Source organism: Actinomadura sp. NPDC000929, from assembly GCF_040492065.1.
Taxonomy (GTDB): domain Bacteria; phylum Actinomycetota; class Actinomycetes; order Streptosporangiales; family Streptosporangiaceae; genus Spirillospora; species Spirillospora verrucosospora.
The window spans coordinates 1-17106 of the sequence record NZ_JBEUPA010000115.1; the positions used below are offsets into that span (position 1 = coordinate 1).

Annotated in this window: 18 protein-coding genes and 1 pseudogene; 10 read left to right on the forward strand and 9 right to left on the reverse strand. The window is 74.7% G+C overall.

The features are described 5' to 3' along the window. The 4 genes and pseudogenes from ABWI04_RS30625 to ABWI04_RS30640 all read right to left on the reverse strand — a co-directional run. Positions 1 to 228 (reverse strand): annotated as a pseudogene (locus ABWI04_RS30625) (hypothetical protein); the annotation flags it as partial. 79 nt (positions 229 to 307) lie between these two features. Beyond that, complete coding sequence (meaB, locus tag ABWI04_RS30630; RefSeq protein WP_353834610.1) at positions 308 to 1294, reverse strand: methylmalonyl Co-A mutase-associated GTPase MeaB; 987 nt, start codon at positions 1292 to 1294, stop codon at positions 308 to 310. 37 nt (positions 1295 to 1331) lie between these two features. Next, positions 1332 to 3554, reverse strand: a complete 2223-nt coding sequence (gene scpA, locus ABWI04_RS30635; protein ID WP_353834611.1) for a methylmalonyl-CoA mutase — start codon at positions 3552 to 3554, stop codon at positions 1332 to 1334. Then, positions 3551 to 5374: a methylmalonyl-CoA mutase family protein gene (locus ABWI04_RS30640; protein ID WP_345176063.1), complete on the reverse strand. Its 1824-nt coding sequence runs from the start codon at positions 5372 to 5374 to the stop codon at positions 3551 to 3553. Before ABWI04_RS30640 ends, scpA begins: the two co-directional genes overlap by 4 nt. 116 nt (positions 5375 to 5490) lie before the next feature. On the opposite strand from ABWI04_RS30640, the gene ABWI04_RS30645 reads away from it, so the two are divergent. From ABWI04_RS30645 to ABWI04_RS30655, 3 genes are all read left to right on the forward strand, one after another. After that, the gene (locus tag ABWI04_RS30645; RefSeq protein ID WP_353834612.1) at positions 5491 to 6669 is read left to right on the forward strand and encodes an acyl-CoA dehydrogenase family protein; all 1179 of its coding nucleotides are present in this window, start codon (positions 5491 to 5493) and stop codon (positions 6667 to 6669) included. Positions 6670 to 6806: 137 nt separating this feature from the next. Next, positions 6807 to 7016 carry an HGxxPAAW family protein gene (locus ABWI04_RS30650; protein ID WP_345176068.1) on the forward strand — a complete coding sequence of 70 codons (210 nt, stop codon included), beginning with the start codon at positions 6807 to 6809 and terminating at the stop codon, positions 7014 to 7016. 2 nt (positions 7017 to 7018) lie between these two features. Further along, positions 7019 to 7201, forward strand: coding sequence for a hypothetical protein (locus ABWI04_RS30655; protein ID WP_021600299.1), 183 nt, complete (start codon positions 7019 to 7021; stop codon positions 7199 to 7201). Between the two features lie 43 nt (positions 7202 to 7244). Here the strand turns inward: ABWI04_RS30655 and ABWI04_RS30660 are convergent, their stop codons facing one another. Then, entirely contained in the window at positions 7245 to 7373 is a 129-nt protein-coding gene (locus tag ABWI04_RS30660) for a hypothetical protein (RefSeq protein WP_345176077.1), read from the reverse strand. 165 nt (positions 7374 to 7538) lie between these two features. Here ABWI04_RS30660 and ABWI04_RS30665 point away from each other — a divergent pair, with 165 nt between their 5' ends. Continuing rightward, positions 7539 to 8627, forward strand: a complete 1089-nt coding sequence (locus tag ABWI04_RS30665) for a carboxylate-amine ligase (RefSeq protein ID WP_353834613.1) — start codon at positions 7539 to 7541, stop codon at positions 8625 to 8627. A gap of 211 nt (positions 8628 to 8838) precedes the next feature. Beyond that, positions 8839 to 9813: an anti-sigma factor RsbA family regulatory protein gene (locus ABWI04_RS30670; protein ID WP_353834614.1), complete on the forward strand. Its 975-nt coding sequence runs from the start codon at positions 8839 to 8841 to the stop codon at positions 9811 to 9813. Here ABWI04_RS30670 and ABWI04_RS30675 read toward each other — a convergent pair. Together ABWI04_RS30675 and ABWI04_RS30680 are read right to left on the reverse strand one after the other, a co-directional pair. After that, positions 9806 to 10723: a phosphotransferase gene (locus ABWI04_RS30675; RefSeq protein ID WP_353834615.1), complete on the reverse strand. Its 918-nt coding sequence runs from the start codon at positions 10721 to 10723 to the stop codon at positions 9806 to 9808. The genes ABWI04_RS30670 and ABWI04_RS30675 overlap by 8 nt on opposite strands. Then, complete coding sequence (locus tag ABWI04_RS30680) at positions 10644 to 11591, reverse strand: DMT family transporter (RefSeq protein WP_353834616.1); 948 nt, start codon at positions 11589 to 11591, stop codon at positions 10644 to 10646. Before ABWI04_RS30680 ends, ABWI04_RS30675 begins: the two co-directional genes overlap by 80 nt. A 75-nt stretch (positions 11592 to 11666) precedes the next feature. Here ABWI04_RS30680 and ABWI04_RS30685 point away from each other — a divergent pair, with 75 nt between their 5' ends. Next, a complete protein-coding gene (locus ABWI04_RS30685) occupies positions 11667 to 12587 on the forward strand; it encodes a LysR family transcriptional regulator (protein WP_345176088.1) in 921 nt (306 codons plus the stop codon). On the opposite strand, the gene ABWI04_RS30690 is transcribed toward ABWI04_RS30685, so the two are convergent. Together ABWI04_RS30690 and ABWI04_RS30695 are read right to left on the reverse strand one after the other, a co-directional pair. After that, a complete protein-coding gene (locus tag ABWI04_RS30690) occupies positions 12582 to 12809 on the reverse strand; it encodes a hypothetical protein (RefSeq protein ID WP_353834617.1) in 228 nt (75 codons plus the stop codon). The genes ABWI04_RS30685 and ABWI04_RS30690 overlap by 6 nt on opposite strands. A gap of 84 nt (positions 12810 to 12893) precedes the next feature. After that, positions 12894 to 13112: a hypothetical protein gene (locus ABWI04_RS30695; RefSeq protein ID WP_353834618.1), complete on the reverse strand. Its 219-nt coding sequence runs from the start codon at positions 13110 to 13112 to the stop codon at positions 12894 to 12896. A gap of 268 nt (positions 13113 to 13380) precedes the next feature. Here ABWI04_RS30695 and ABWI04_RS30700 point away from each other — a divergent pair, with 268 nt between their 5' ends. The 4 genes from ABWI04_RS30700 to ABWI04_RS30715 all read left to right on the forward strand — a co-directional run bounded on the left by ABWI04_RS30700 (position 13381) and on the right by ABWI04_RS30715 (position 17104). Continuing rightward, on the forward strand, positions 13381 to 13824 hold the full coding sequence (locus ABWI04_RS30700; protein ID WP_345176092.1) for a hypothetical protein: 444 nt from the start codon (positions 13381 to 13383) through the stop codon (positions 13822 to 13824). Between the two features lie 65 nt (positions 13825 to 13889). After that, positions 13890 to 14519, forward strand: coding sequence for a GNAT family N-acetyltransferase (locus ABWI04_RS30705; RefSeq protein ID WP_353834619.1), 630 nt, complete (start codon positions 13890 to 13892; stop codon positions 14517 to 14519). Between the two features lie 295 nt (positions 14520 to 14814). Further along, positions 14815 to 15597, forward strand: a complete 783-nt coding sequence (locus tag ABWI04_RS30710; RefSeq protein WP_353834620.1) for an SAM-dependent methyltransferase — start codon at positions 14815 to 14817, stop codon at positions 15595 to 15597. Between the two features lie 199 nt (positions 15598 to 15796). Further along, entirely contained in the window at positions 15797 to 17104 is a 1308-nt protein-coding gene (locus ABWI04_RS30715) for an acyltransferase family protein (protein ID WP_353834621.1), read from the forward strand. Positions 17105 to 17106: the final 2 nt, after the last annotated feature.

A 17106-nucleotide genomic window follows, 5' to 3' on the forward strand; every position in this document is an offset into this window, starting at 1 on the left:
AAGGCGCAGGCCCACAGCACGACAGTGCCCTTCCGCCCCGGGTCCGCCGGCGACCGCCGCCCACAGCCGCTGCCGCGCGGCGGTCTCCGCGCCGAGCAGCAGCCGCGCCGTGCGCTCCGGGTCGGGCGCGGGTTCGCCGTCCGGTTCGGCGGCGTGAACGGCGGCCAGCACCGAGTGCCACCCCCGGATCTGCGCGTCCGTCGGATCATCGAGCGCGATGACGTCCATCCGACTTTTGTACCTGATCCCCGCGCGCCGTGACCGGGACCTGGGACAACCCAAGGTTTCGGACATACGAGAACCCCGTTCAGCGGTCCCGCGAGAACGCCTCCAGGATGCGCTCGGCGGCCAGCGCGGGCGTCAGCGTCCCCTCCGCGACCTCCCGCTCCAGGCCGGGTGCGGCCTCCCGGACGCCGGGGTGCCCGCGCAGGTCGGACAGCAGCCGGTCGCGGACCAGGGCCCACGTCCAGCCGACCTGCTGGCGGCGCCGCCGGGCCTCCAGCTCGCCGGACTCGCGGAGCCGGTCCTGGTGCCGGACGATGGCGTCCCACACCTCGTCCAGCCCGGTCCCCTCCTTGGCGCTGCACGTCAGGACCGGGGTGGCGCGGACGCGCTCGTCGCTGCGCAGCAGCCGCAGCGCGCCCGCCAGTTCGCGGGCGGCGCGCTCGGCCTCTGTCCTGTGCTCGCCGTCGGCCTTGTTCACCGCGATGACGTCGGCCAGCTCCAGGACGCCCTTCTTGATCCCCTGGAGCTGGTCGCCGGTGCGGGCGAGGGTGAGGAACAGGAAGGAGTCGACCATCTCGGCGACGGCCGTCTCGGACTGGCCGACCCCGACCGTCTCGACCAGGACGACGTCGTACCCGGCGGCCTCCATGACCACCATCGCCTCGCGGGTGGCCTTCGCGACGCCCCCGAGCGTCCCGGCGGTGGGCGAGGGGCGGATGAACGCGGACGGGTCGGTGGCGAGGCGGTGCATGCGGGTCTTGTCGCCGAGGATGCTGCCGCCCGTCCGGGTGGAGGACGGGTCCACGGCGAGGACCGCGACTTTCCCGCCCTCCCCCGTCAGCCGGGTGCCGAGCGCGTCGATGAACGTGGACTTGCCGACCCCGGGCACGCCGGTGATCCCGACGCGGCGGGCGCCCCCGGCGTGCGGGGTCAGCTCGACCAGCAGTTTCTGCGCCAGCTCCCGGTGGTCCGGGCGGGCCGACTCCACGAGCGTGATCGCCCGCGCGATCCACGCCCGCGACCCGTCCAGCACCCCGGCCGCGTAGTCGTCGAGGCCCGGCGCGCTCACGGCGCGCCCCCTTCTCCCGTCACTTCCGCGCCGCCCCTCAGGCGCGCTCGGGCGCGGCGTGCCCGAGCGCGGCGGTGAGCTGCTCCAGCAGGCCGATCGCCGCGTCCGCCAGGACGGTGCCGGGCCCGAAGATCGCCGAGGCGCCGGCCGCGCGCAGCTCCTCGAAGTCGCCGGGCGGGATGACGCCGCCGACGACGATCATGATGTCGTCGCGGCCCAGCGCGGCGAGCTCCTCGCGCAGCGCGGGGACCAGCGTCAGGTGGCCCGCGGCGAGCGAGTTGACCCCGACGATGTGCACGTCGGCCTCGACGGCCTGCAGCGCCACCTCGGCGGGGGTCTGGAACAGCGGGCCCACGTCGACGTCGAAGCCGAGGTCGGCGAACCCGGTCGCGATCACCTTCTGCCCGCGGTCGTGGCCGTCCTGCCCCATCTTGGCCACGAGGATGCGGGGGCGGCGGCCCTCGGCCTCCTCGAACGCGGCCGTCGCGGCCCGCGCCCGCTCGATGCCCGTCACCTGGCCCGCCTCCTCCCGGTACACACCGGAGATCGTACGGATCTGCGCCGCGTGCCGCCCGTAGGCCCGCTCCAGGGCGTCGGAGATCTCGCCGACGGTCGCCTTGGCCCGGGCGGCGTCGATGGCGAGCGCGAGCAGGTTGTGCTCCAGGCCCCGCGGGCGGGTGCCCTCCTCGGCGGCCTCGGCGGCGCGGGTGAGCGCCTCCAGCGCGGCCCGCGCCGCGCTCTCGTCACGCTCCTCGCGCAGCCGGCGCAGCTTGTCGATCTGCTGCGCGCGCACGGAGGCGTTGTCGACCTTCAGGACCTCGATCTCCTGCTCGACGTCGGGCCGGTACTTGTTGACGCCGATGACGGGCTGCCGGCCCGAGTCGATGCGGGCCTGGGTGCGGGCGGCGGCCTCCTCGATGCGCAGCTTGGGCAGCCCCTCGTCGATCGCCTTGGCCATGCCGCCGGCCTGCTCGACCTCGGTGATGTGTCCCCAGGCGCGGCGGGCGAGGTCGTAGGTGAGGCGCTCCACGTAGGCGCTGCCGCCCCAGGGGTCGATGGTCCGGGTGGTCCCGGACTCCTGCTGCAGGACGAGCTGGGTGTTGCGGGCGATCCGGGCCGAGAAGTCGGTCGGCAGCGCGAGGGCCTCGTCCAGCGCGTTGGTGTGCAGGGACTGGGTGTGGCCCTGGGTGGCGGCCATGGCCTCGATGCAGGTGCGGGCGACGTTGTTGAACACGTCCTGCGCGGTCAGCGACCACCCGGACGTCTGCGAGTGCGTCCGGAGCGACAGCGACTTGGGGTTGCGCGGCTCGAACGTCTTCACCAGCCGCGCCCACAGCAGCCGCGCGGCGCGCAGCTTGGCGACCTCCATGAAGAAGTTCATCCCGATCGCCCAGAAGAACGACAGGCGCGGCGCGAACGCGTCGATGTCGAGGCCCGCCTCGCGCCCGGCGCGGATGTACTCGACGCCGTCGGCGAGCGTGTAGGCGAGCTCCAGGTCGGCGGTCGCCCCGGCCTCCTGGATGTGGTAGCCGGAGATCGAGATGGAGTTGTACTTCGGCATCCGCCGCGAGGTGTACTCGAAGATGTCGGAGATGATCCGCATGGACGGCTGCGGCGGGTAGATGTAGGTGTTGCGGACCATGAACTCCTTGAGGATGTCGTTCTGGATGGTCCCCGCGAGCGCCTCCGGCTCCACCCCCTGCTCCTGCGCGGCGGCGATGTAGAGCGCGAGGACGGGCAGGACGGCGCCGTTCATGGTCATCGACACGCTCATCCGGTCCAGCGGGATGCCGTCGAAGAGCTGCCGCATGTCGTAGATGGAGTCGATCGCCACCCCGGCCATGCCGACGTCGCCGGCCACGCGCGGGTGGTCGGAGTCGTAGCCGCGGTGCGTGGCCAGGTCGAAGGCCACCGACAGGCCCTTCTGCCCGGCCGCGAGGTTGCGGCGGTAGAAGGCGTTGGACTCCTCGGCGGTGGAGAAGCCGGCGTACTGCCGGATCGTCCACGGCTGGGTCGCGTACATCGCCGGGTACGGGCCGCGCAGGAACGGCGCGATGCCCGGGTAGGTGCCGAGGAAGTCGAGCCCGGCTAGGTCGTCGCCGGTGTAGAGGGGCTTGACGCCGATGCCCTCCGGCGTGTCCCAGGTCTGGGCCTCGGGGTCGGCTCCGGTGGCGTCGGCGACCGCGGCGCGCCACCGCTTGGCGGCCTCGTCGGCGGGGGGCGCCGTCCCGAGGTCGACCTCGGTGAAGTCGGGGATCATTCGTTCACTCCCAGATCGTGGAGGGTGGTCTCCAGCACCTCGACCGCGTCGCATCCCGCGTGCACGCGGGCGTCGACCCCCTCGTAGGTTCCCTTACCCGCCAGCCAGACCTTCACAGCACCCGCGTCGCGCAGGATCCGGGCCGCCTCCACGGCCCTCTCCTCGTAGAGGGCGTCGCTGGAGCAGATGCAGGCGACCGCGGCGCCGGACGCCCCGAACTCCTCGGGGGCGCCGGTGACCGTCTCGATCCCGCCCGCCTGGAAGAGGTTGGCGGCGAACGACGCGCGTGCCGTGTGGACGGCGATCGGCCCGAGCGTCGCGAGGAAGACCTTCGGACGGGCGCCGGTCGCCTCCGCGTGGGCGTCGGAGCGGTCGCGAAGGGCCTCGAAGTCCTGCGCGTACGCGACGACCGGGAGGCCGCCGCCGGGCGCCCGGGGCGCGGGGTCGCGCCGGGGCGGCGTCTCGGCGAGGTCGGGGAACTCGCTGACGCCGGTGATCGGCGCCTTGCGGCGGGCGATGTCCTCGCGGCGCCGCTCCCAGGTGGCGGCGAGGCGGCGGGCGACGAGGCCCGAGTCGAGGGCAGCGGCCAGGCCCCCGGCCTTCTCGATCTCGGTGAACCAGGCCCAGGCCGCCTGGGCGAGGCCCTCGGTGAGGCTCTCGGCGTACCAGGAGCCGCCCGCCGGGTCGACGACGCGGGCGAGGCTCGACTCCTCCAGCAGCAGCGTCTGGGTGTTCCGGGCGATGCGGCGGGCGAAGCCGTCGGGCAGGCCGAGGCGGGCGTCGAACGGCTGGACGGTGACCGCGTCCGCGCCGCCGACCCCGGCGGCGAACGTCGCGATGGTGGTGCGCAGCATGTTCACCCACGGGTCGCGGCGCGTCATCATCGCCGAGGAGGTGACCGCGTGGACGCGCGCGGCGGTGCCCTCGGCGGCGCCGCTGACCTCCGCCACCCGCGCCCACAGGCGGCGCGCGGCGCGGAGCTTGGCGATCGAGGAGAACTGGTCGGCGCTGACGGCGAGGCGGAACTCGATCTGCCCGAACGCCTCGTCCACGCTCAGCCCGGCGCCGGTCAGGGCGCGCAGGTACGCGACGCCGGCGGCGACGGCGGCGCCCAGTTCCTCGGCGTCGCCGCCGCCCGCGTCGTGGTACGGGGTCCCGTCGGCGACGACCGCGCGCAGCCGGGGGAACTCGCGGGCGCAGCGGACGGCGAGCGCGGCGGCCTCGTCCAGCGACCCGGGCGCGCCGGTGCGCGCCGCGAGGCCGAGCGGGTCGGCGCCGAGGTTGCCGGACGCCTCGGCCGCGTTCCCGCGCTCGGCGACCAGGGCCAGGAACGCCCGCGCGGCCTCGCCCGCCGACGCTCCCGCGTCCAGCACCACCGGGGCCAGGTCGAGCAGGACGCCGCGCAGCGCCTCGGGCAGCGCGGCCACCGGCAGGCCGTCCTCGCCGAGCCGCAGCCAGACGGAGGTGGCGCCGTTCTCCAGGTCGGCGAGGATCGCCTCGCGGGTGACGGCCGGGTCGGGGTGGGCGTGCCGCTGCCGGACGTCCCACCCGGCGATGCCCTCGCCGTCGGGGCGCACCTCGCGCACGTAGGGGGCCAGCCCGGGACGTCCCGGCGGCGCGTCGTCGCGCGTGTAGAGCGCGGCGATCGGCACCCCGTCGTAGGAGTCGCGGGTCAGCAGGCCCTCGATCTCGTCGAGGGGGGTGTCCTCGCTCGCCGCGCCGGACCTGCGCAGCACCCCCTTCACCATCTCCCGCCACCGGTCGCGGTCGGCCGCGGGGAAGGCGGCGGCCAGTTCGAGTTCTTCAGGCGGCACCGTCATGTCCTGGATGGTAGGTGAGCGGCCGAATCCGGCTCGGGACCGGGTCCCGCTGACCAGTACGCGGCGCGCGCCGCGGGCCCGGGTTAGCGGTGCGCCGTCCGGGAAGAGGGGTGGTCATGACCCTGGAGACACTCCCCGGCGACCTGTACCACATGCAGGAACTCCTCGACGGACGGGAGAAGGAGATCCTCGGGAGGGTGCGCGGCTTCCTGGAGGCGAAGGTCGCGCCGATCGCGAACGACTGCTGGGCGCGGGCGGAGTTCCCCTTCGACCTGATCCCGCAGTACGGGGAGCTCGGCATCGCGGGCCTGGCCTACGACGAGTGCCCGGGCGACAAGCCGAGCAGCCTGCTCACCGGGTTCCTCGCGATGGACATGGCCCGGGTGGACCCGTCCATGGCGACGTTCTTCGGGGTGCACGCCGGGCTCGCGATGGGCAGCATCGGGCGGTGCGCCTCCCCGGAGCAGCGCGAGCGGTGGCTGCCCGCGATGGGGCGGATGGAGAGGATCGGCGCGTTCGCGCTCACCGAGCCGGACGGCGGCTCGGACGTCGCGCTGGGCCTGCGGACCACCGCGCGGCGCGACGGCGACCACTGGGTCCTGAACGGCGCGAAGCGCTGGATCGGCAACGCCACCTTCGCCGACCACACCGTCGTGTGGGCCAGGGACGAGGCCGACGACCAGGTGAAGGGGTTCGTCGTCGCGAAGGGCACGCCCGGGTTCACCGCGACCCGGATCGAGAACAAGATCGCTCTGCGGACCGTGCAGAACGCCGACATCCTCCTGGAGGACTGCCGGGTCCCCGAGTCCGACCGGCTGGCCGGGGCGAACGGCTTCCGGGACACCGCCGCGATCCTGCGCCAGACCCGCAGCGGCGTCGCCTGGCAGGCCGTCGGGGTGATGCTCGCCGCGTACGAGATCGCCCGCGACTACGCGGTGGGACGCGAGCAGTTCGGGCGGCCGATCGCCAAGTTCCAGCTCGTCCAGGACCTTCTGGTCGGGATGCTCGGCAACGCCACCGCCTCGCTCGGCATGGTGGTGCGGCTCGCCCAGCTCCAGGACGAGGGCCTCTACCGCGACGAGCACTCCGCGCTCGCCAAGGCGTACTGCACCAGCCGCATGCGCGAGGCGGTCGGCTGGGCGCGCGAGCTGATGGCGGGCAACGGGATCGTGCTGGACTACGGCATCGGCCGGTTCGTCGCCGACGCCGAGGCGCTCTACTCCTACGAGGGCACCCGGGAGATCAACACTCTGATCGTCGGCCGCGCGGCGACCGGTCTGGGGGCGTTCGTCTGATCCGTCCGTCCCGGCGGCGGCCCCTCCCCGGCCACGGCTGATCTTCAGGTACCCCCGAAGGCCCCGTGGCTAGGGGCGTTGCTAGAGTTCGGCGTCGTAGCCCCCAGCCCCCGAACCGTGCAAGGGAAGACGAACGCATGTCGACTGGCAGCCACGCCGGGCGTCCCAAGTCCTGGGTCGCCGTGGCCATCATCTTCACCGGTTTCGCCGTTGGCGGCGTCGGCGTCACCCTGGGCCCCGACTGGGTCGTGTTCGGGGTGGGCGCCGCGCTCGTCGCGATCGGCGGCGTCATCGCCCTGGCCGTCGACATCATGACCGACGTCGTCGTCGACGAGCCCCGGGCGTAGCAGTGTTCGGCCGGCCTCCGATCGAGGAGCGGATCGCCGCGCGGCAGCGCGAGCGCGGGCCGCTCAAGCCGGGGACCGTCTTCCCGCACGGCCCCGCCAAGATGCTGTTCTTCTTCGGCATCGGCGTGGTCGTCGTCACGCACCTCATCGCGCTGTCGATGTACTTCGTGGACCCCGGCCCCTGAGGGCGGACAGCGGTCCGCGCGCGGCACGCGCCGACGGCCCGTCTCAGCGGCCTCGATCCGAGCCGTTGGGCGGGCCGTTGCGCTTGTCGCCTAGGTAGAACAGACCCGCCAGGACGAACACGGCGACGGCCACCAGGATGACGAGCATGCCGATCGGAGTCGAGCCGGGCACCGCGTCTCACCTCTTCCCTTTCGCTGCGTCTCCCCGGACGGTGCCCGCTGAGCGGCGGGTCAAAAGAGCGTCAAGAAGATCCCTTACTACCCATTCGGGCCGTCCGGCAGGTGCGCGAGGCGCGGCGGCGACGTAGCTTCGAAGGCCCGAGCCAGAGGTGGTGGGATGGCCCTGCGATTCGGAATCGAGGAAGAGTACTTCGTCGTCGATCCCGTCTCCCGGAAGCTCGTCCCCCGTGCCGCCGCGGTGGTGCGCCGGGCGGGCGCGGCGCTGGGCGAGCGCGCCTCCACCGAACTCGTCGCCTACCTCGCCGAGGCCAAGACCTCGCCGTGCGACGACCTGGACAAGCTCGGCGAGCAGATCCGCTCGATGCGGGCCGTGATGGCCGCCGCCGCGGCGGCCGAGGGCGTCCGCCTCGCCGCGACCGGGACGCCCGTGCTGGGGGAGCTCGTGCCCGCCCCGATCACGCGCGGCGCCCGCTACGCCGAGAGCCTCGCCTTCTACCGCGGCCTGGACGACGAGCAGAGCATCTGCTCGTGCCACGTCCACGTGGAGATGCCGGACCGCGAGCGCGCCGTCCAGGTCAGCAACCATCTGCGCCCCTGGCTGCCGACGCTGCTGGCCCTGGCGGCGAACTCGCCGTACTGGGCCGGACGCGACACCGGCCACGCCTGCTGGCGGGCGCTGGCCTGGGCGCGGTGGCCGGTGGCGGGGCCGCCGCCCTACTTCGCGTCTGCGGGCCACTACGACGACCTCGTCGGGGCGCTGCTCGAATGCGGGGCCCTGATGGACTCCGGGACGATCTTCTGGGACGTCCGGCCGTCGGCCCGGCTGCCCACGATCGAGGTCCGGCTCGCGGACGTCGCCCCGACGGCCGGGGAGGCGGCGGTCTTCGCCGCGCTGGTCCGGGCGCTGGTGCAGGTGTCGTCCAACCTGGTGGACGCCGGCGAGCGGGCGCCCGACCCGCCCCCGGAGACGCTGCGCGCCGCCTACTGGCTGGCGGCGCGGCACGGTCCGGCCGGGCGGGGGCTGGACGTGCGCACGGGCCGGCCCGCGACGTTCGGCGAGCAGGCCGGGGACCTGCTCGCGCACGTGCGGCCCGCGCTGCGCGGCGCCGGCGACCTCGACGCCGTCGCCCGCGGGGTGCGGCGCCTGGTCGCCGGCGGGACGGGCGCGGAGTTGCAGCGCGGCGCCCACCGCAGGCGCGGGCGGCTGACCGACGTCGTCGACGCGGTCATGCTGCCCGGTCAATGACCCCCCGGTCATGGGGCTGCCGGGGGCCTCGGTCGTCATTGGTCCGGATATTGTCTGTTTTCGGAGGGCGCCTCGCGGGTACCGCTGGATCGGAACATCAGATCGGCTGACCTCGGGGGATGTCCGCATGGCCCTGCTCGTACGGCTTCCCTCCTGCGCGTATTCTCGATCGAATGCACGAGACAGCGGCACCGGACGGAGCGACCGAACGATGAGCCTCAGCCCCGGCGGAACGGGCGTGGCACGCGAGGACGCGTTCATCCACCCCGCGCTCTTCTACCGCGGCGACGAGGAGTACCTCGCCGGAACCGTGCCGTTCATCCGCGCCGGGCTCGACGCGGGAGAGCCGGTGGCCGTGGCGGTGCCCGCCGTCCGCATGGCGCAGCTGGGCGACGCCCTCGGCGCGGCCGCCGACCGGGTGAGCTGGATCGACATGGCGAAGGCGGGCCGCAATCCCGGCCGCATCATCCCGGGAGTGCTGCGGCACTTCGCCGACCGGCACGCCGGTGGCCGGGTGCGGATCATCGGCGAGCCGATCTGGCCCGGCCGCTCGGCGACCGAGTACCCCGCCTGCGCGCAGCACGAGGCCCTGATCAACCTTGCTTTCGCGGGGCGCGAGGCCACCATCCTGTGCCCCTACGACGAGGCCCGGCTGGACCCGGTGGCGCTCACCGACGCCCGCGCCACCCATCCGGTCGTGATCGACCGGTCCGGGACGCACCCGAGCGCCGACTACGCGCCGCACCGCGTCATCGGCGACTACAACCTGCCGCTGCCCGAGCCGGCCGAGGCCGCCGGGGCGGTCGCGATGAGCTTCGACATCGACGCGCTCCCCCTCGTCCGCGAGTTCGCCTGCCGCTGGGGGGCGAAGTTCGGCCTCGGCACCGGCGCGGTCGGCGACCTGGAGCTCGCCGTGAACGAGCTGGCCGCCAACTCCTGCCTGCACGGCGGGGGCACGGGCACGGCGCGCCTCTGGGTCGAGGACGAGCACGTGGTCTGCGAGGTCAGCGACGCCGGGACGATCAGCGACCCGCTCGCGGGCCGCCGCCCGGCGGACATGAGCCCGAACGGCGGCCGCGGCATCCTCATGGTCAACCACCTCGCCGACCTGGTCCGCGTCCACACCGGACCGGAGGGCACCACGATCCGCGTCTACATGCGCACCGTGAGCCCCGGCCTCAGCTGAGCGCCCGGCCGATCCCCGCGAGCGTCTCGGCGAGCAGCGCGTCCCGCCCGGTGGACGCCGCGTACTCGGCCAGCGTCGCCGTGAGGTTCAGCGCCAAGGCGCGCGCGGCGGTTTCCTGCTCCGGCGGCACCGTCCCGTACTCCGCGAGGAGCGCCTCCCGCGCGGCGCCGCCGAACCCCGCGTAGGCCAGCGACAGGTCCACGGCGGGCGCGCCGAGGCAGACGTCCCCCCAGTCGATCACTCCCGCCGCACGGCCTGCGGGGGTGAGCAGGAGGTGCCGGACGTGCAGGTCCCCGTGGACGACCACCGGGTCGCCGCCCGGCGCGTCCCAGCCCTCGGCCGCGGCCAGGAACTCCTCGACGGCCGGATCCGGCCTCCACACCCCTCGGGCGGCGATCGCGTCGAGGCGGCCGCGGGTCCGCGCCGCGCGCCCGGCGGGGTCGGCGCGTCCCATCGGGTCGACCGGCAGCCCCTCCCCCGCCTCTCGGACCAGGGCCGGGTCGTGCAGGGCCCGCAGGAAGGCGCCGGTCTCGGCGGCGAGGGCGACCCGGTCCTCGTCCGGCGGCCTCACCTCGGCGAGTTCGCGCCCGGGGATGCGCCGCGCGCCCCAGAACGGCCAGGGGAAGTCGTCCGACGGCTCCCCGAGGAAGCGCGGCACGGGCACCGGCAGCGGCAGCCGGGGCGCGAGGACGGGCAGCACGGCGGTCTCGCGCTCGACCCCCGCCAGGGCCATCCGCCGGCGCGGGAAGCGGAACACCCAGTCGCCGCCGACGAGCAGGACGGTGTTGTCCCAGCCCGTGGCGAGGCGCTCCACCGGGGCGCCGCGGAGCTCAGGGAACCTCCGCCCGATCAGCGTGCTCGCCAGTTCGGGCGTCACCTCGTGCTCGGGAGCCCACTCCGGAGTCGTCACGCGGAGGAACGCTACCCCTGCCGGCCAGCCAGAGCGCGGCGACGACGAGGCCGCAGCCGGCGAGCTGCGCGGGACCGGGCCGCTCGCCGAGGACCATCGCGCCGAGGGCGACCGCCAGCACCGGCTGGAGCAGCAGGAGGGCCCCGGCGACGTCGGCGCCCAGCCGGGGCAGCGCCGCGCCGATCAGCACCCACCCGCACACCTGCCCCGTCATCGACAGCGCGGCGAGCCAGCCGAGAGCGGGCCATCCCGGCGCGAGGTCGATCCCCTGCCAGGGGCCTCCGATAGCGGCGGAGGCCGCCCCCGCGCCCAGCGTCGACAGCAGGACCGGCTGCGCCCGGTGCTCCTGGCCGCGACCGGCGAGACGGGTGAGGAAGAGGTAGCCGCCGTAGGCGAGCCCGGCGCCCGCGCCGAACAGCGACCCGAGCACCGGGTCCGTCCCGTCCGTGCCGTGCCCCGCGACGCCGGCGGCCAGCGCGACGCCGCCCATCAGCGCCGGCACGGCCGCCGCGAAGGCCCGCGAGGGCCGCTCTCCGAACACCGCGAACGCCAGCAGCGGGACCACGACGACCTGGACGTTCACCAGCACGGTCGCGATGCCCGCGCCGACGCCGTCGATCGACGCGCCCCACAGCACGAAGTCGGCGCCGAGCACCAGCCCCGCGAGGACGTCGAGCCCGGCGCGGCGCCGCGGCCCCGCCCCGCGCCGCTCCCAGCGCGCCAGGAGCGCCAGCACCGGCAGCGCGAGCGCGCACCGGAAGAACGCCGCCGTCCCGGGCGAGACGCCGGACAGCCGGAACAGGATCGCCGACGCCGAGATGAACGCGGCGCCGGAGGTCAGAAGCAGCCGCGGATCGATCCGTCGCATGCGCACCACGCTGCCGTCCGGCGACTGATTAGCACAAGCGAATATTGCTTAGCGAAAAACAGTAGTATCGCTACCGTGACGCTGAATGTGGAACGCCTGCGCGCCCTGCACGCCGTGGCCGTGCACGGTTCGATCGCGGCCGCCGCCGCGGCCATGCACGTGACGCCCTCGGGGGTGTCCCAGCAGCTCTCCAAGCTGGAGCGCGAGACGGGCCACACCCTGCTCGAACCGCGGGGCCGGGGCGTCCGGCTCACCCGGGCCGGGCACGTCCTGGCCGGGCACGCCGAGCGGGTGATGGCCCAGCTGGCCGCCGCCGCGGCCGAGCTCGACGGGCTCCGCGAGGCCGCCGTCGGGCCGCTGCGGCTCGGGGCGTTCGTGACCGCGGCGCGCTCGGTGCTGCCCGCCGCGCTCACCGCCCTGCGCGAGCGGCATCCCGACCTCGTCCCGACCCTGCTGGAGGCGAACACCGACGAGATCCTGCCCGCGCTCACCCGCGGCGACGTCGACGTCGCCGTCGTCGAGAGCTGGGACACCCTGGTCACGCCGTTCCCCGCGTCGGTGGCCCACGTCCTGCTGTCCTCCGACGTCATCGACCTCGCGCTGCCGGCCGGGCACCCGCTGGCCCGGCGCCGCGCGGTCGCCCTGAGCGAGCTGCGCGGGATGCGTTGGGCCTCGTGGACGGCGGGCGGCAGCTGCGACCAGCAGCTCGTGCAGACGCTCCGCGAGCACAACGTGGAGCCCGACATCGCCTGCAACGTCGCCGACTACCCCACCCAGCTGGCCTTCGTGGCGGCCGACCTCGCCGCCGCGCTCATCCCCCGGCTCGGCCGCGACCCGATCCCGCGCGGGGTCCGCGTCGTCGCGACCAGGCCCGCCGTGCACCGCAAGATCTACGCGGCGTGGCGGGCCGGGGCGGACCGGCCGGCGGTCCGGGCGTGCGTGGAGGCGCTGCAGGCCGTCGCCGAGCGCCTGCCGGACGGCCGGCCCGGCTCATGACCGGGCGCGCCGCCGCCCGACGCGGCCGCGGGGCTTGAACACCGAGAGGGCGGTGGCGGAGAGCAGCATCGCCAGCTGGCAGGAGACCACCGCCACCTGCTCCCACTGCCGCCCGGCGGCGGGGGCCGCCCCGCCGGCGGTCGCGTCCGCCATCGCCTCGGGCGTGAACAGCAGCATCCCGGCGAGGATCACCAGGACCAGCAGCACCAGCTTGGCGAGCACCCAGTAGTGCCGTGCCAGCCCCCACGGGCTGCCGGTGGCGAGCGCGACGCCGCTGGCCAGGGCGGTGAGGCTGAGCGGAATGCCTCACCCGAACACCAGCACGCTCATCAGGCGGTAGGCGGAGTTCGCGAGCACGGGGTCCGCGGTCAGCGCGGCGGTGAGGTTGAGCAGCACGAGGCCCCACACCTCCCCCAGCAGCGCGACGGAGGCGACGACGTGCACGACGGTGACGGTCTTGCGGACCGACGGTCCCGGCCGCCACCACTGCCCGGCGGCCTCCGGCCGCGACTGGAAGGTCGACATCCGAGCGCTCCCGGTTCTCTCGACGACGCTCCGATCGTGCGACGGCGGCACCGGAGGCGTCGTCGGCCGTGCGGAGGCTTCCGCCCTGCCACGCCCGGGGCAGTCGCCCGCGGGGGCCTGCTCCACGCGCGGTATCCCCTCGGCGCCCCATCCCTCTCGGAGCCCCATCCCGCGCCGGAAGGCCGAGACTTGACCCGGCGATCAGTTGCGGAGGCGAATCGGCGGGAATGATGCCCTTCGCCCGACTTCCGATCGCTTTGGGGACACGATGCGTCTTCTTGCTCGCGCTCACCAGATGCCCGTCCGGCTGGCCGTCGGCGCGTTCGTCCTGAACTCGGGCCTGTCGAAGCTCCAGGGACTGGACGCGGCGGCCGACGAGATCCACGGGACGGCGAAGACCGCCTACCCGTTCCTGGAGTCGCAGGACCCGCGGGACTTCACCCGCGCGCTCGGCAGGGCGGAGGTCGCCCTCGGCGCAGCGCTGCTCGTGCCGCTGGTGCCCTCGCTCGTCGCGGGCGCGGCGCTCACCGCGTTCTCGGCCGGGTTGACCGGCCTGTACCTGCGGCTGCCCGGCATGCGCCAGGAGGGCGGGCTGCGCCCCTCTCCGCAGGGGATCCCGCTCGCCAAGGACACCTGGCTGGTCGGGGTCGGCGCCTCGCTCGTCCTGGAGGAGCTGGTGAGGCCGCGCTCCGAGCGCCGCCGCCGCCGATGACCCTCCTTGACGCGGGGCCGCGCCCGCGGTGAGGATCGGCGCGTCCCCCCCGAGGAGGCCGCGCCATGACGTCCGAGCCCCGCCCGTCCCCTCTCGTCCGCGTGGCGGACGGCACCGACGCCGCACCGATCGCGGCCGTCCTCGGGCGCGCCTTCGACGACGACCCGGTCTGGCGCTGGCTCCTGCCCGACGACGCCTCCCGCGTGCGGCGGATGACCGCGCTGTTCGGCATCCTGCTGCGGCAGGTGCACCTCCCCCACGGGGCGACCGAGACCACCGGGCGCGGGGACGGGGCCGAGGCCGCCGCCCTGTGGGACCCACCCGGCCTGTGGAGCGTGCCGCTGCGCCTGCAGGCGGCCTACGCCGTGCCGCTGCTGCGCATCCTGGGCGCCAGGACGCCCGCCACCCTCCGCGCGCTCAGCGCGATCGAGAAGCACCACCCGCGCGAGCCGCACTGGTATCTGGCGGTGCTCGGCACCGACCCCCCGGCGCAGGGCAACGGCCTGGGCGCGGCCCTGCTGCGATCACGGCTCGACCGCTGCGACGCCGAGGGCCTGCCCGCCTACCTGGAGTCCTCGAAAGAGCAGAACGTGCCCTACTACGAGCGGTTCGGCTTCCAGGTGACGCGCGAGCTGCCGCTGCCGGGCAAGGGGTGCCCGCCGGTCTGGCTCATGTGGCGCGCCCCCGGGGGGTGACTCCGCAGGGTCCTCCACCGCGAATCGACATCTTCGGTTAAGTGCCTGTCATGGCCGGAAAAGGCCAGTCGCGCGACCGCGCCCGCGCCCGGACGCGCCCGCGCGCCGATCGTTCGCCGCAGCACCGGACGATGATGCGCCAAACCCCGCTGACCCGATGCGGCCACGTGCCCGGCGGGTTTCGGACGGTCCATCGGATGCGGCCGCCTCCGGACCCGCCGCGGCCGCCTACCGTCGTAAGCGAGCCATTGCACCGATCCCCTCTGGTGAAGGCGACAGGTGAAGCACCATGCCCATGGCCGGCACGAGGGCGCCGGAGAACACCCCTCTCGCCCTGCACAGGCCGGGTCCGGCGCGCGTCCAGGACTACCTCCTCGGCGGCAAGGACAACTACGCGTCCGACCGCGACCTCGCCCAGCGGATCCTGCGGGTCCTGCCGCAGGCCGCGGCGGCCGCCCGCGCCGCCCGCCGCTTCCTCGCCGGCTCCGTCGCGCAGCTCGCCGGACGCGGCGTGCGGCAGTTCGTCGACCTCGGCTGCGGCCTGCCGAGGACGGACAACCTGCACCAGATGGCCGCGGGCCGCGCCGGCGGCGCCCGCGTCGTCTACGTCGACCACGACCCGCTCGTCATCGCCCACGCCCGCGCGCTGCTCATCGACGGCGGCAACGTCGCGGCGCTGCGGGCCGACATCCGCGACCCGGCCGCCGTCATGGGCAGCCCCGAGGTGCGGCGGCTCATCGACCCGGCCGAACCGGTCGCGCTGGTGTTCTCCAGCGTCCTGCACTTCGTGGACGGCGCCGCCGACCTCGTCGCCGACCTCGCGGCGTCCACGGCCCCCGGCAGCGCGCTGGTCGTCTCGCACGCCACCGCCGACTTCGCCCCCGGCGCCGTCACGGAGGCCGCGCGGCTCTACGGCGAGGCGACGTCGGTCCCGGTGCGTCCTCGCGGCGGCGCGGAGATCGCGCGGCTGCTCGGGCCGTTCCGCCCGCTGCCCCCCGGGCTGACGCCGCTCACCGCCGAGGGACCCACCGGCCCCCGCGACGAACCGGTCCTCTACGGCGCCGTCGGCGTCCGCTGACAGCGATGTGGTGTTGATCACATTTTTCGGATAAGCCCGGCGCGGACGGCGCGCTCCGGCTGGCCGCGACCGCCCTGCTCTCGCCGCGCCTCCGGCTTCCACGCCCCGTGACACAGCGTCAGCCGACGGATGCCCCGATTAAGAGAAATCTCATTTGCCCGTTAGAAACGGTAACGGTTCGGCCCCTATCGTGGCCCGGATGCCGACGAACACCCTGACTCCGCATGACACGACGATCGGCGCTCCCCCCGCGAAGGCACCGCGCATGGGCTGGCTGGACGCGCTGCGCGGCCTCGCGGCCCTGGTGGTGGTGTTCGAGCACTCCCTGGACGTGCTCCTGCCCGAGGTCCGCCGGGCGACCGGCCCGTGGTTCGACTTCGGCCGGTACGGGGTCTTCGTGTTCTTCCTCGTCAGCGGCTACGTGGTGCCGTTCTCCCTGGAACGGCGCGGCAGCGTCCGGCAGTTCTGGACCGGACGGTTCTTCCGCCTGTACCCGGCGTGGGGCGTGTCGGTGGTGCTGGCGCTGCTGCTCAGCGCGGCCGGCCTCTCCTACGGCCTGCCCGCGGCGATCGGCGACCGGCCCTGGGCGTCCGCGCTGGCGCACCTGACGATGCTGCAGGACCTCCTGGGCGTCCCGAACGTCGTCAACGTCTTCTGGACGCTGTCCTACGAGATGGTCTTCTACCTCCTCGTGACGGCGATGTTCGTCGCCGGCGTGCACCGCGCCAGCGCCCGGGTCGCCCTCGGCTTCGGCGTGGGCGCGGCCATCCTCGGCGTCGCGCTGCCGTCCGGGCTGCTGGCCTCCCGGTGGCCGGGCGGGACGGTCCTCGCCGCCGCGCTGATGCTCGCCGGCGGCCTGGCCGCCATGGTCAGCCGGCACCGCGGGCTGCGGCGGGCGGGCGTCGCGGTGGTGGCCGCGCTGGCCCTCGTCCTGCTCGTGCTGAACAGCCGCATCGGCGCCATCGAGAGCCTGTGCATCATCGCCACCATGTTCGCCGGGACCGCGATCCGCGGCATCCAGGACGGGCGGCTCCGGCTCGGGCCCGCCGCGGCGATGGTGGCGATCGTCCCGGCCCTGACGCTGGCGGCGGGCATGCGCACGCCGACCAGCTGGGCGCTGCACGCCAACCCGAACCCCCTCGGCCCGGACTGGTCCATCGCCGTGGGCGCCGCGTGGCTGACGTTCCTGGCCGGGCTCGCCCTGCGGAACCGCTCCATGCCGCGCGTGCTCGTGTGGCTGGGGCTGGTCAGCTACTCGGTCTACCTGCTGCACCCGCTGGTCATCCAGGCGGTCTGGCACGCCGCCGGACGCGACACCTGGGGGCTGTCGGCACCGGTCCGGGCGGTCTGGGGCGTGGTGCTGCTGGCGACCGTCCTCACCTCGGCGGCGCTGGCGCACCGCTACGTCGAGCGGCCCGCGCAGAACCTCGGCCGCCGCCTGACGGCACGGCGACGCTCCCCCGTGGCGCCCGCCGCCGCCTCCGCACCGCAGCCCGCCCACCCCTGACC

Bases quoted from the DNA above. Each gene is read 5' to 3' on its own strand.
- ABWI04_RS30650 (WP_345176068.1), top strand. From the start codon at position 6,807: ATGTCGACTGGCAGCCACGCCGGGCGTCCCAAGTCCTGGGTCGCCGTG.
- ABWI04_RS30715 (WP_353834621.1), top strand. From the start codon at position 15,797: ATGCCGACGAACACCCTGACTCCGCATGACACGACGATCGGCGCTCCC.
- ABWI04_RS30695 (WP_353834618.1), bottom strand. From the start codon at position 13,112: ATGTCGACCTTCCAGTCGCGGCCGGAGGCCGCCGGGCAGTGGTGGCGG.
- ABWI04_RS30640 (WP_345176063.1), bottom strand. From the start codon at position 5,374: ATGACGGTGCCGCCTGAAGAACTCGAACTGGCCGCCGCCTTCCCCGCG.
- scpA (WP_353834611.1), bottom strand. From the start codon at position 3,554: ATGATCCCCGACTTCACCGAGGTCGACCTCGGGACGGCGCCCCCCGCC.
- ABWI04_RS30670 (WP_353834614.1), top strand. From the start codon at position 8,839: ATGAGCCTCAGCCCCGGCGGAACGGGCGTGGCACGCGAGGACGCGTTC.
- ABWI04_RS30680 (WP_353834616.1), bottom strand. From the start codon at position 11,591: ATGCGACGGATCGATCCGCGGCTGCTTCTGACCTCCGGCGCCGCGTTC.
- ABWI04_RS30710 (WP_353834620.1), top strand. From the start codon at position 14,815: ATGGCCGGCACGAGGGCGCCGGAGAACACCCCTCTCGCCCTGCACAGG.
- ABWI04_RS30700 (WP_345176092.1), top strand. From the start codon at position 13,381: ATGCGTCTTCTTGCTCGCGCTCACCAGATGCCCGTCCGGCTGGCCGTC.
- ABWI04_RS30665 (WP_353834613.1), top strand. From the start codon at position 7,539: ATGGCCCTGCGATTCGGAATCGAGGAAGAGTACTTCGTCGTCGATCCC.
- ABWI04_RS30645 (WP_353834612.1), top strand. From the start codon at position 5,491: ATGACCCTGGAGACACTCCCCGGCGACCTGTACCACATGCAGGAACTC.
- ABWI04_RS30705 (WP_353834619.1), top strand. From the start codon at position 13,890: ATGACGTCCGAGCCCCGCCCGTCCCCTCTCGTCCGCGTGGCGGACGGC.